This is a genomic window from Marinomonas sp. 63XJN7_7_ISO-PGPR-S23-202 (assembly GCF_056173505.1).
In genome coordinates, this window is sequence record NZ_CM149677.1 from 3,479,852 (window position 1) to 3,493,246 (window position 13,395).

Sequence of the window (13,395 nt, forward strand, 5' to 3'; positions counted from 1 at the left end):
AAAAATAAAATCGATTTCTTTTAGCAAACAAGAGTCGATCAAAACAACACTAAGCCGCCGCTTGCGCGATACTTTTTATACGACCCACAATAGAACGCAAACCATTACCGCGAGTAGGACTCAAATGACGCTCAAGATCCAGCTGAGCAAAATACTCATCAATATTAAAATCCAAAATATCTTGCGGCGTTTTACGGTTGAATGCCGCTAAGACCACGCCAAGTAAACCACGCACAATAATAGCATCACTGTCGACAGCAAAGGTGAGCACTTCACCCTGGTGTGGATCTTGCTCGGTACCTGGCTGAATCCATACGTTGCTTTGACAACCTTTCACCAAGCGCTCAGAGGTATGCCACGCCGCATCAAACGCAGGCAAAGACTTACCTAAATCAATAATATACTTGTACTTATCTTCCCAATCGTCAAAAAACGACAGATCGTCCACAATATCTTCTGTACTAGGTAAGGACATGACTCCCCTCTTTTTTATCAAGGCCACAAAAACAAAAACGGCGCTTAGTAACATCCAAGGCCGTTTCTTATTGTATTAGATTTTGATTCTCGACCGAAGCTATCAAAAAGCCACTAACTAGAAGAAAAGACCCGCTTCTAGTTGCGCTTCTTCACTCATCATCTCTCGCGACCAAGGCGGATCGAACACTAAATCCACTTTAACTGCTTCGACATTCGGCACTTTGGCAACACGATATTTCACATCACCCACCAATACGGGTCCCATTCCACAACCCGGTGCCGTTAGCGTCATATCAATCAAAACCGTTTTGTTCTGTTGATCCAATTCAACCTTATACACCAAACCCAGTGATACCAAACTGATAGGTATCTCAGGATCGTATATGGTATCCAAGGCTTGCCAAACCTGATCTTCATTAATCTGATCCGTGCCTAGATCATCAAACTCAAGCACTTCTGGCTGTTGCCCAATGGCCTCCGCATCGGTTCCATCAATGCGCAACATATTACCCTGCCAAGTGACGGTATAGTTACCACCAAGACTTTGGTTAATCGTAATAAATTGCCCTTCTGGAATACTAACCGACTCACCGCTGGGTACTCTACGTGCTGGACAAGCACGCTGGGTTACTACCATTTTCTGCATCTATTAGCTCACACTGAAGCTTTCGCCACAGCCGCATTCAGCCACAACGTTTGGATTATTAAATTTAACAACTTCGTTCACACCTTCACGAACCAAGTCAATTTCTGTACCCCTAAGCATTTGAGCGGATTCTGAATCGACGGCAAAAATCACATCACCAAAGGTCAGCACGTCATCACTATCAGACGCTCCTTCGACAATATCCAACACATAAGAAAAGCCAGTACAGCCACTTTCTTTCGTGCTCAATCGAATCAACTTGCCAGGTTGCTTAGCTAATTTAGAGGCAAAATATTTCTGCGCAGAAGCGGTTAAAGACACGCTAGAGACAGGATCAAAGGTAGTTGCTGTCATCAAAACCTCCTAAGCCAACATGCTGCGCACTTTTTTCAGCGCTGCAAATAAGGCATCAACTTCTTCTAATGTATTATAAATCGAGAACGACACTCTTGCCGTACCAGGCACATTAAAACGCGCCATTAAAGGCTGAGCACAATGATCACCCGTTCGCACAGCGATACCTTGTCGATCCAGCAAAAAGCCGATATCCGCAGGATGCCCGTGATTCATCACAAAGCTCAGCACGCCCACTTTGTCTTTCGCTTTGCCTATAATGGTCAGACCTTCAAACTGTTCAGCAAGTGCCGTCGCGTGATCTAACAAGGCTTTTTCATGAGCCTCTACTGCATCCCTGTCCAGCGCACTTAACCAACGAATGGCTTCGCCCATGGCAATAGCATCCCCCACATTTGGCGTACCCGCTTCAAAACGATAAGGCAACACATTCCACGTCGCGTCTTGCAACGTCACAGTAGAAATCATCTCACCACCAGTGCGCCAAACAGGCCACTCAGCGAGAACAGACTCTTTCCCCCACAAAGCACCAATGCCCATTGGCCCATAAATTTTATGCCCTGAAAAGACATAAAAATCACAACCAATATCTTGTACATCGACCTTACGATGAGCAGCACCTTGCGCCCCATCCACCAAAACCAGCGCACCGACCTGCTTGGCTTTAGCGGTCATTTCTTTGATAGGGTTTACCGTACCTAATGCATTCGACACATGGGGGAAAGCGACGAACTTAGTATGGTCGTTTAGCAACGCCTGGTAAGCGACTAAATCTAATTCACCTGAATCAAGCACTGGCACCGTTTTCAGCGTCGCACCAGAGGCTTTACATGCCTGCTGCCACGTCACTAGGTTAGCATGGTGATCCATTCCTGTTGCAATCACTTCATCACCAGGCGACAACAAAGCCCCCAAACCGTTGGCAATGATGTTAATACCCTCAGTAGTGCCCGTTGTCCAAACCACTTCTTCGCGTTTTGGCGCATTGATAAAGTCTTTTACGATGTCTCGCGCCGCTTCAAAATGGCGCGTTGCTTCATCCGCAAGTCGATGGGCACCACGATGCACATTGGAGTTACAAGTCGTGTAATACTCCACCAAAGCGTCGATCACGCACTGCGGCTTTTGTGTCGTGGCCGCGTTATCGAGATAAATGAGTGGATTACCGTCAATTTCACGTTTTAATATGGGAAACTGCTCACGAATAGCTGCTACATCAAAACTCATCATTTTCTCGCTTATTCCACGTCCATTTGCGCAAAACGTTCACGAATAATCGGGCGAACCCACTCCGCTAACGCCGCATTGGGCATTAAATCTATCAACTCATTAATAAAACCAAAGTTCAGCATCACTTGCGCTTTTGAGCGACTTATACCACGAGTTTCCAAGTAATAAAGTGCTTGCTTGTCGATCTCAGCAACCGTGGCCCCGTGGGCACACTTCACGTCGTCTGCGTAAATTTCCAACTCTGGTTTGGTGTTAATTTCTGCTTTATCCGACATCAACAAGTTACGGTTATTCAGCTCCGCCGACGTTTTCTGCGCATCTCGGTGAATATGGATACGGCCATTAAATACCGCGCGAGCACGATCTGCGACAATGCCACGGACGTTTTCTTGTGTCGTACCGTTCGCCATGGCATGTTCGACAGTAGCATGCAGATCAAAAAGCTCTTTATTGTCGAGTAAATACATGGCATTGAGCTTAGCGTCCGCATACTCGCCCGCATGAATAATATCCGTGTCTAAACGCGATAAATCACTACCAAAAGCAACAATCGAGCTGCGCATTTTGGCATGGTCATGCAGGTTAAAATGACTCCCACCGATGGCAACATTGGTTCCTGTCTGCAAAGCAAAGCGATAATGTTCTAAGTGAGCCTTTGCAGCGACATTGTACTCAACAAATGCGGTATTTAAGCTGTCACCTTGGGCCTGCACATCTTCAATCACCGTTAATCGAGCACCAGCGCCCACTGATACCTGAACTCGCGTATGAGATTCCGCACCTTGGCTCAGTAAAGAGCTAATACGAATGGGCTCGGCAACCTCAACACCTTCTGCAACCGTCACAATCACCACATCTTGTGCTAAAGCATCGTTAACCAAACCAAAAAGATGTCGCTGTGGCTTAATGGTTGAAAAAGCATTCAGGGCATCCGTTTGTTTTGTTGAGTCCAAATCACGACCTAAGGCAATGGACACGCCATCAGGCAGCGTTTTGGCTAATTGGGACGGATCAAATTGACCGTTCACAAAGACCAATTCAATGGCAGACAAATCCGCAATGGCTATCGGCGCTAAATCGACATATTCAGTTAACGCTTTGGCTTGCGTACGCTCAACCGGACGAAGCGGTGTATAACGCCATGCTTCTGTTTTACGTGTTGGCCATTGGCTATTGGCAAGAAGATCCAGTGCATTAGCTCGTTTTGGAGCAAGCCAGTCATTAATACCTTGCGCTCGAGCAATGGCACTTTCTAACCATTCACTCATGCATTACCCCTCAAGTTCGTCTTCAGCTGGCTCATTCTGTAGCCAAGCATAACCTTGCGCCTCTAACTCAAGCGCTAAAGAAGCATCGCCACTCTTGACAATTTTGCCACCTGACAAAACATGCACGAAGTCAGGTTTGATATAATCCAAAAGACGCTGATAGTGAGTTACGACAATAAAGCTACGGTCATCAGAACGCTGGCTGTTTACCCCTTCTGCTACCACTTGAAGGGCATCGATATCCAAACCCGAATCGGTTTCATCCAAGATGCAAAGCTTTGGTTTCAACAGCAACATTTGCATGAGTTCGTTACGCTTTTTCTCGCCGCCGGAAAATCCTTCGTTCACGCCACGCTTCAAGAAGGCCACAGGCAGGTTTACCTGTTTACAAGCGGCTTTGGCTTCTTTCAGAAAATCTGCTGAGGTAACGGGGTCCTCTCCGCGAGCCTGTCGTTGCGCATCAACCGCCGCCTTCAAGAATTCCAAGTTGCTGACGCCTGGGATTTCCACTGGGTATTGGAAGGCTAAGAATAAACCGGCACGAGCACGCTCTTCGGTTTCCATTGCCAGTAAATCATCACCATCAAGGGCCACACTGCCGCTTTCAACATGGTAACCATCACGGCCAGACAATACATAACCTAAGGTACTTTTACCCGCACCGTTCGGGCCCATAATGGCATGTACTTCACCGGGCTTAATATCTAAGCTCAAGCCTTTAATAATCTGCTTTTCTTCTACGCTGGCGTGCAAATCTTTTATCGTCAACAAACTCTTTGTGTTTGACATCACTAATAATTCCTTAACCTACAGAGCCTTCGAGGCTTATTTCTAGTAACTTGCCCGCTTCAACGGCAAATTCCATGGGTAATTCTTTAAATACTTCCTTACAGAAACCGTTCACAATCATGGACACAGCTTTTTCAGGATCCAGACCACGCTGACGGCACAAGAATAACTGCTCGTCACTCACTTTAGAGGTAGTGGCTTCATGCTCAACAATAGCGGATGGATTTCGACTTTCTACGTAAGGAAAAGTGTGCGCACCACACTGATCACCAATCAATAAAGAGTCACATTGAGTATAATTACGTGCCCCTTGAGCCCCAGGGTTCATTCGCACAAGACCACGGTAGCTATTATTACTTCTACCCGCTGAGATGCCTTTGGAAATGATGGTGGATCTCGTGTTTTTACCAAGGTGAATCATCTTGGTACCGGTGTCCGCCTGTTGGCGACCACGCGTTAAAGCGACCGAGTAAAACTCCCCTACACTGTTATCCCCTTTGAGAATACAGCTTGGGTACTTCCAAGTAACCGATGATCCTGTCTCAACCTGAGTCCAGGAAATTTTCGCGTTGGTATGACAAATACCACGTTTGGTGACAAAGTTATAAATGCCGCCTTTGCCGTTCTCATCCCCTGGATACCAGTTCTGAACCGTGGAATATTTAATCTCCGCATTATCCAGAGCCACTAACTCAACCACGGCGGCATGCAACTGGTTTTCATCACGCTGTGGTGCAGTACAGCCTTCAAGGTAACTTACATGGCTGCCTTCATCCGCAACAATCAAGGTACGCTCAAATTGCCCCGTATTCTGCTCATTGATACGGAAATAAGTAGACAACTCCATTGGACAACGAGTGCCCTTAGGAATATAGACAAACGAGCCATCGGTAAAAACAGCACAATTCAATGCCGCGTAGTAGTTGTCTTTTTTCGGTACCACACTACCGATGTATTTTCTAACAAGATCAGGGTACTTGTGCAGTGCTTCAGAAATGGAACAAAAAATCACGCCCGCTTCTTCTAGCTTTTCACGAAACGTGGTAACCACAGACACAGAGTCAAACACGGCATCTACCGCGACGCCCGCTAACATCTGTTGCTCAACCAGAGGAATACCAAGTTTTTCATAAGTCCGCAGCAACTCTGGGTCTACTTCGTCTAGAGATTTAGGCTTGTCCTGCATGCTCTTTGGAGCGGAATAGTAAGAGATGGATTGAAAATTGATCTTAGGATAATCCACCAACGCCCAATCGGGCTCTTCCATTGCTAACCACTCACGAAATGCGCTGAGACGCCATTCGAGCATCCATTCAGGCTCATTTTTCATTGCTGAAATACGGCGGATAACGTCTTCATCCAAACCAGGCATAAAGGTTTCTGATTCTACATCAGACACAAACCCGGCTTCGTATTCTCGCGCCAGCGCCTTATCTATCTGCTCAGTCATATTAACACTCACTATTTATCGGAATAGATATGAGTTACCACATCATTCACTAATGTCTACGCTACCCTAGCCAACAAGAGCGGCACTAATTTTGTCATTCTCAGAACAATTTTTAATGCTTTCGGCATTCTGACGTCGAGCAACCTCTCGAACATCATTGCGCAAAACCAATTGTTCTAAGCTAATTTGGCTTAAGAAATCGTGTATTTGATCGCTTAAATCACACCAAAGATGATGCGTTAAACAGGTATTTCCACCCTGACAATCACTTTTGCCTTTGCAACCTGTCGCGTCAACGGACTCATTTACCGCATCAACAATTTGTGCGACAAAAATTTCCCCTAAGGAACGGCTTAAGCGGTAGCCGCCACCTGGCCCCCTAACGCTGGACACCAAAGATTGCTTTCGAAGCTTGGCAAAAAGCTGCTCTAAGTATGACAGTGAAATGCCTTGCCGATTTGAAATATCTGATAACGACACGGGACCATGATCTGAATGTAACGCCAGATCGAGCATGGCGGTTACAGCGTAACGACCTTTTGTTGTCAAGCGCATAAGCTATCCAATTAAGACTGTGTATTCACAACAGATAGTACACAAAACCTACTGTTTTGATCAAGTATTTACCTGACTATTTTACTTGGTTATTTTTCAACGACAAAAAACGAATTCATTCTAATAATTAAAACGGGCATATTTTACGTTGCACGCCAAAAAAACAAAACCTTCACTCAAGGAATACTCATCATTTCACTATTTATATCGCCAAAAGTTCATAAAAATGAGCAAGAATAAAGCTAGACTTTAAGAAATTGCGCAAAGTACCGATATACAAGGTATGAAAACAGCATAATAAGAAATAAATGTCAGATAAAATGACTTTGCACCTAATACAGAAGTCGTAGGAGTTAAGATGGCAACATCCACTAACAAAGCAAAAGACAAAGATAAAGATACAACCGCCCCAGAGGAACCCACTAAAAAAAAGAGTAAAAAGCTCATCTTTGGCTTCTTGCTCTGCTTTCTTGTTAGCGTTGGCACTTCAGCAGGCATCACTTTCTTTCTTGCTCCCAAGGAAGCAAAGCAAAGCAGCGCAACGGAAGATAAAGATGTAGCTAAAGAATTAGCGACGTTTCAGCAAACCATCGACAGTCAAAATGAAAAGCTAAAAGCTATGAAGGCTGAGAACGACATTCTGAAACTGTACCTAAGGCACAGCAGTGCCACGGCATTAAAGAATATCCTAATCAATCAAGAAGATAACATTCAAGCCTTCTTAAAAGTACTAAAAGCCTCGATGAGTGATTTAACCAAGCAACTCCAAGACAACACCCCTGAACTAAAAAAATGGAACGAGCAGTACCAGTACCAACTGGACCTCGCGCTAAAAGGCAGCCTTGAGCGAGAGGACTTATTGAAACTACTAAAAACAGGTGAACCCAACGAAAAAAGCCAGTAGCGCATTAATACATGCAAATTCGCTAAAATACATTCAAACTTGAGACAAGGTCGTGCCATTTGACATTCTTTATAAAAGATACGCAACTGCTAAAAAGGACCCTGTAACAGATTCTGTGTAACTGCCATTTAGTTAAGGTGCTTTTCGAGACGCTCCTCGAACTCAATAATAAATCGACTCATTGCTTGGCGCCAGTTCTGAATTGGCATCGTCCATTTCTTACTGGCTTCTTTAATGGCAAGGTATACCATTTTCCTCGCAGAATCATCGCTTGGGAAGACTTTACGTTTTTTAATGGCTCTACGGATAACACTGTTCAGGGACTCAATCGCATTCGTTGTGTAGATCGCTTTTCGGATATCGTCAGGGTAATTAAACAACGTATTGAGGTGATGCCAGTGATTGCGCCATGATTTGGTAATTTGCGGGTATTGATCGTCCCAGATGTCGCCGAAACGATCTAACTCTAGCAAGGCTTCTTCTTCCGTTGCGGAGCGGTAAACTTGCTTTAAATCCGCCGTCACTGCTTTATAGTCTTTCCATGATACATATTTCAATGAGTTGCGTACCATGTGTACGATGCACAGTTGGATGTTAGTTTGTGGGAAAACAGCATTGATGGCTTCTGGGAAGCCTTTTAGACCATCAACACAAGCGATGAGAATATCTTCTACGCCGCGCTGCTGAAGCTCAGTGAGGACGTTGAGCCAGAACTTCGCACCTTCGTTCTCCGCAATCCACATGCCCATGAGTTCTTTATGACCTTCAGTGTTGATACCGAGTGCCAAGAAGATCGATTTATTGATGACGCGTTTATCTTGGCGGATTTTCAACACAATACAATCAAGATACACAATGGGGTAGATGGCATCCAAAGGGCGTGCTTGCCATTCAGTCACTTGCTCAATGACCGCATTGGTAACGCGTGATACCAGTGTTGGAGATATCTCGGCACCATACCATTCATCGAAGGCATTGACGATGTCTCGGGTACTCATGCCTTGCGCATAGAGCCACAGGATTTTATCGTCCATAGAAGTGAATCGGGATTGGTGTTTTTTGACCAGCTTGGGTTCAAAAGAGCCTTCTCGGTCACGAGGCGTATCCAGTTCAAACTCACCATCTTCCGTCTTAATACGCTTGCTATTCTTGCCATTACGACTATTGGTTGAGGTGGACTTTTGATGTCTCTCGTAACCCAGATGGTCATCCATTTCTGCATTCAATGCCGCTTCAACGGTAATCTTCTTCAGCATTTGGCTAAATTCGTTGAGATCCTCAGGCGTTTTAATTCCCTTGGCGGCTTCTTTTGCGAACGCTTCAAGTTCTTTTTTGTTCATTTGCATCTACCTATCCTTAATTCTTAATAGAATATGTTGTGGTAGGCAGTTACACAAAATTAGTTACAGTCTCGCTAAAAAGCTACGACACCGTTAAAACCAGCTTCTGGTTTACACCTTGTCTGATTTTACTATTAACGATGTCCTGTTGCGTGATATTGCTATGCATTGACCTCTATTCAGGGCTCCATTCGATCCGCTGGCTACATTTTTTATACCATGCTGACGCCGACATTACTCGCAGTCTACTAACCAGCATAGCTGGTAGCATCATGACCGTCGTCAGCATCACGTTCTCCATCACCATTGTGGCACTTACCACCGCGTCATCCCAGTTTGGGCCAAGACTTATTCGTAACTTCATGGACGACACCAGCACCCAACTGGTACTGGGAACATTTATCGCACTCTTTGTCTACTGCCTTGTTCTGGTACGCATGACTGACCACTTTGCCAATGGCGATTATCTCCCGGGGCTCACCATCGCAGGTGCCATGCTTATGACACTATACGGCATACTGCTACTGATTTATTTTATTCATCATGTGTCGCAAAACCTGCAATCAGACAATGTCATTGATAACGTTCATTTAGAGTTACAGCGCACACTTGAGAAAATATTTGACCAACAAAAAGAAGATGAAAACACTGAGAGCAAGCAACACCAACCAACAAGAGAACAAGCCAAAACAGACGATCAAAAAGCGATAGTTAATCTAGCTGACGCCATTCAGCTAAAAAGCGATAAGTGCGGCTATATTCAAACCATTAATTATGCTTGTCTGTGCAAAATAATGAAAGAGCTTGATGGTTATATCGAGATCGTTGTGAAACAGGGTGATTTTGTGGTCAAGCGCATGGTAACCATGAAATGTTATCTGCCCTATCTATCAAAAGAAGACGAACAAGCCCTTCACCGCTGCTTTACTTTTGGTGCGAAACGAACCCCAATCCAAGACCCCGAATTCGCCATTCACCAGCTTGTCGAGATTGCCCTAAGAGCCCTTTCCCCGGGTATTAATGACCCTTATTCAGCCATCGCCTGTGTGGATAAGCTCACCGCCACCTTATGTGATATGACACAAAAAACCTTTCCAAAAGGCTATGCCTGTGACGAAGATAACCTTGAACGCGTACACTATAAAGTCACCTCATTCCATAACCTGGCCAGCATTGCCTTTGATCAGATACGCCAATACTCGCAAACTTGTCTGGCCATCAGTTTACGCCAATTAGAAGGGTTGATTCATATTGCAGAGCAAGCAAACCATTCAAGCCATTGGTTTTTTATCGACCACCAAAAGCACATGATTGAGCACGGACTAAAACAGCGATCGCTAATCGATTTAGATAAAAAAGAAGTCACTCATCGGCTGCAACACCTAGATAGGCTATTAGCAACCCAAAGAGAAACAAGAGGCCTAGGTGATGATTAGGCCTCCACTGACAAGCCATTAAAAAAACAACAGATAAATTAAGCCAATATACAAACCGTATTGAACAAAATAGTATAGAGGTTTGTTAACGCCTTTTAACTTTCTCACCCAATTACGTGCTTTGAATAAATAGTGGAACGCTTTATTTAAAACACCGACTTTATCCCCTTTGACGTTTTTAGTGGCGGAGGCTGCCAATAATGTATAAGACAAAAATTGGTTGAACCAATCCACTAAAAAGAAAGTCACCGGACGTTTGACATCGAGAAAAAGCACGATTCTATTATGGTCTGTTTTATTCTCAGCATGATGAATATAGGTTTCATCAAACATAACGGATTCACCATCTCGCCATGAATATTTTTCACCATCCACCACAATGTAACAATCGTCGGAGTTAGGGGTTACCAACCCGAGATGATAACGAAAAGACCCAGCATACGGATCTCTATGCTCACCCAATCTTGCCCCAGGTGGCAACATGGCAAACATGCCCCCTTTCACACTTGGAATACCCGACAAAAGCTCAACCGTTTTAGGACAAAGCTCCATAGCGGACTTCAGGTCGGTACCATACCACTTCAAATAAAAACGCTTCCACCCGGTGCGAAAGAAGGAGTTAAAACCTAGGTCATCCAAATCATCAGAAGCTTTGATTTGCGCTGCCTCATTGAGCTTTAATGCTTCATCACGGATCATCTGCCAGTTTTCATCGACAACCTTAAGCTCTGGGAACTCATTAACACTAATATAAGGTGTTTTTTTTACTCGTGAAAACAAGTAAAACAAGCAATTAATGGGGGCTAACAGATTTGAATGGTCAGTAATTTTCCGTTTCAATCTCTGATGCTGCACAACCCCACGATTTTGTACATAGACTCCACATAATATGAAAATCAGTAAAACGGCCAATCCCATGACATCATCCTTCAATACGATAAATAAGCGAAAAACTTAACTTAAGAGGAAAAGATATTAAATAAATTCATATCAAAAATTATATTTTTTAATACTTCTTTTTTAAAATCAATACTTGTCGGCGTAGTTTGAGGACAGATCGAAATCAAAGCCAGATAGAAAAAAGAAAAAAAAATGAAAAATAGAAAGTGACAAGATGACCTTTTAGGCAAAACTCGCTGTTATTCTCAGAATAATGCCCTTCTGATCAAAATAAGCAAAGAAAAGCTTATTTGTTACAAAGTTGTCTCTCGTCGCTCGTTCATACCAAAATGGGAAGGTGAGAAGGGAGGGATTACTTGACGTGTTTTTGAAATGCATCAACAACATCGGCCACCGTCTCGTAGTAGGCCTCAGCACCAACTAACTGAGTGATACCAGAACGATCCAACTCCCTCCGTACATTGTCTGCAACATCAGCAAATACCAAATGTATTGCTTGCGCTTGCAACGCTTCATGCAAGGATAACAATGTTTTTGCTGACGTAAAATCGACATCATCCACTGCTCCGGCATCAATACAAAACCATTGCAGTGATGGCTTCGCCTGACTGACCAAATACATGACCTGGTGACGCATATATGACGCATTAGCGTAATACATGCTGTGGGTAAAACGATAAACAAGCAATCCTGGCGTTAATTGTGCGTTTTTATCCAATGTCACCGCACGCCAACGGCCGCCATTAGAGGGGACAATTATACTATTGTGTGGCTGATAGCCATGACGAGTATGAACCAATAAAGAGAGAACAATGGCGAGTAAAATCCCCTGCTCAACTCCCCATAAAACAACAACCAATGTGGTAATCAAGGCAACCCAAAACTCCCAAGGGCGTTCAGATAAGATACTGCGCATTCCCTTTATATCGATCAACTCAATGCCGATTAGAAACACCACCGCAGACAAAGTCGCTTGGGGTAAATAAGTTAAGGGAGCAGTGAGTAGTAATAATACGAGGGTCACGATCGCCGCCGTAATTAAATGGGCCAGCTGGCTACGCCCTCCTGCACTATCTACCATTTGGGTTTTGGTAGGACTACCATTGACCACAAACGATCCAGAAAGAGCCGCACCGATATTGGCAGCTCCCAGCCCGATTAAATCATCATTATCGTTGACCGTTTCTCCATGCCGAGCAGCATAAGCTCTAGATGTCGCCGCACTCTGCGCGATAATGACAATGAACATAGCAAAAGCAGGTGGAATAAGTGTCTCAAATGTCTGCCAACTAAGACCGACATCAGGCCATGTCAAGCGTGGCAAACCACTGGGAACCGCTCCAAGAGATTGAATCCCGTATTGCTGTAAATTAAACAACCAACTGACCAGTATAGCAGTGATAACGGCAATCAAAGCTCCAGGGACACGTCTAGACAGTTGTCGTAAGCTGATGATCACCACCAAGGTCGCGATAGCAATAACCATGTTATCAATGTTAGCGATTTCCAGTTCCTGCCAGTGAACTAGAGTGTGGAACAAGTTCCCCATCCCGCCTGATGGCACGCCTAGCATTCCCGCAATTTGACCTAAAGAGACCTGGATGCCTACCCCGGTTAGAAAACCAATGAGTACCGTTCTCGACAAAAAATTAGCCAACATTCCCAAATTAAACACACGAGCAACCAGCAACATAACGCCAACCATTAAGGCCAATACTCCAGCCAACGCCAAATACTCTGGTGACCCCACCACGGCTAACCCAGCTAACGCCGTCGCCAACATCGCAGCGGTTGCGGAATCCGCCCCGACCACCAGTTGACGAGACGAGCCAAACAGAGCGAACAAAAACATCGGCAATAACATAGTGTAGAGCCCTGTCACCACAGGCACGCCTGCAATTTGCGTGTACCCCATCACTTCAGGGATAGCAAGGGCGGCTAGCGTTAAACCCGCCATAACATTTTGAGGAAACTGAGCCCACTTGAGCGGTAATACACCTTGAAAAAAACGATAATGCTTATTGCTCATTGCCATACCAATAGTCT

13 protein-coding genes are annotated in these 13,395 nt (G+C 44.6%); 2 read left to right on the top strand and 11 right to left on the bottom strand.

Going from position 1 to position 13,395, the window contains the following annotated elements:
- Positions 1-49 precede the first annotated feature (49 nt).
- The 8 genes from AC0VYG_RS16105 to iscR form a co-directional block, all read right to left on the bottom strand.
- A complete protein-coding gene (locus tag AC0VYG_RS16105) occupies positions 50-475 on the bottom strand; it encodes a SufE family protein (protein WP_475428969.1) in 426 nt (141 codons plus the stop codon).
- A 117-nt stretch (positions 476-592) separates the two neighbouring features.
- A complete protein-coding gene (sufT, locus tag AC0VYG_RS16110; RefSeq protein ID WP_475428970.1) occupies positions 593-1,123 on the bottom strand; it encodes a putative Fe-S cluster assembly protein SufT in 531 nt (176 codons plus the stop codon).
- Between the two features lie 3 nt (positions 1,124-1,126).
- Positions 1,127-1,477, bottom strand: a complete 351-nt coding sequence (locus AC0VYG_RS16115; RefSeq protein ID WP_067014341.1) for a HesB/IscA family protein — start codon at positions 1,475-1,477, stop codon at positions 1,127-1,129.
- 9 nt (positions 1,478-1,486) lie between these two features.
- Positions 1,487-2,704, bottom strand: a complete 1,218-nt coding sequence (locus AC0VYG_RS16120; RefSeq protein ID WP_475432553.1) for an aminotransferase class V-fold PLP-dependent enzyme — start codon at positions 2,702-2,704, stop codon at positions 1,487-1,489.
- Positions 2,705-2,715: 11 nt separating this feature from the next.
- Positions 2,716-3,975 (bottom strand): Fe-S cluster assembly protein SufD, encoded by a 1,260-nt coding sequence (gene sufD, locus AC0VYG_RS16125; RefSeq protein ID WP_475428971.1) that lies wholly within the window; start codon positions 3,973-3,975, stop codon positions 2,716-2,718.
- 3 nt (positions 3,976-3,978) lie between these two features.
- Positions 3,979-4,764 (bottom strand): Fe-S cluster assembly ATPase SufC, encoded by a 786-nt coding sequence (sufC, locus tag AC0VYG_RS16130; RefSeq protein ID WP_475428972.1) that lies wholly within the window; start codon positions 4,762-4,764, stop codon positions 3,979-3,981.
- 13 nt (positions 4,765-4,777) lie between these two features.
- Positions 4,778-6,214: a Fe-S cluster assembly protein SufB gene (sufB, locus tag AC0VYG_RS16135; RefSeq protein ID WP_475428973.1), complete on the bottom strand. Its 1,437-nt coding sequence runs from the start codon at positions 6,212-6,214 to the stop codon at positions 4,778-4,780.
- A 66-nt stretch (positions 6,215-6,280) separates the two neighbouring features.
- On the bottom strand, positions 6,281-6,769 hold the full coding sequence (gene iscR / locus AC0VYG_RS16140; protein ID WP_199474989.1) for a Fe-S cluster assembly transcriptional regulator IscR: 489 nt from the start codon (positions 6,767-6,769) through the stop codon (positions 6,281-6,283).
- Between the two features lie 358 nt (positions 6,770-7,127).
- On the opposite strand from iscR, the gene AC0VYG_RS16145 reads away from it, so the two are divergent.
- Entirely contained in the window at positions 7,128-7,673 is a 546-nt protein-coding gene (locus tag AC0VYG_RS16145) for a hypothetical protein (protein ID WP_475428974.1), read from the top strand.
- 128 nt (positions 7,674-7,801) lie between these two features.
- Here the strand turns inward: AC0VYG_RS16145 and AC0VYG_RS16150 are convergent, their stop codons facing one another.
- Positions 7,802-9,013, bottom strand: coding sequence for an IS256 family transposase (locus AC0VYG_RS16150; protein WP_475432512.1), 1,212 nt, complete (start codon positions 9,011-9,013; stop codon positions 7,802-7,804).
- 38 nt (positions 9,014-9,051) lie between these two features.
- On the opposite strand from AC0VYG_RS16150, the gene AC0VYG_RS16155 reads away from it, so the two are divergent.
- Positions 9,052-10,449 (top strand): DUF2254 domain-containing protein, encoded by a 1,398-nt coding sequence (locus tag AC0VYG_RS16155; RefSeq protein ID WP_475428975.1) that lies wholly within the window; start codon positions 9,052-9,054, stop codon positions 10,447-10,449.
- Between the two features lie 18 nt (positions 10,450-10,467).
- On the opposite strand, the gene AC0VYG_RS16160 is transcribed toward AC0VYG_RS16155, so the two are convergent.
- Positions 10,468-11,367 (bottom strand): aspartyl/asparaginyl beta-hydroxylase domain-containing protein, encoded by a 900-nt coding sequence (locus tag AC0VYG_RS16160; RefSeq protein WP_475428976.1) that lies wholly within the window; start codon positions 11,365-11,367, stop codon positions 10,468-10,470.
- Between the two features lie 334 nt (positions 11,368-11,701).
- Positions 11,702-13,384, bottom strand: coding sequence for a SulP family inorganic anion transporter (locus tag AC0VYG_RS16165; protein WP_475428977.1), 1,683 nt, complete (start codon positions 13,382-13,384; stop codon positions 11,702-11,704).
- Positions 13,385-13,395: the final 11 nt, after the last annotated feature.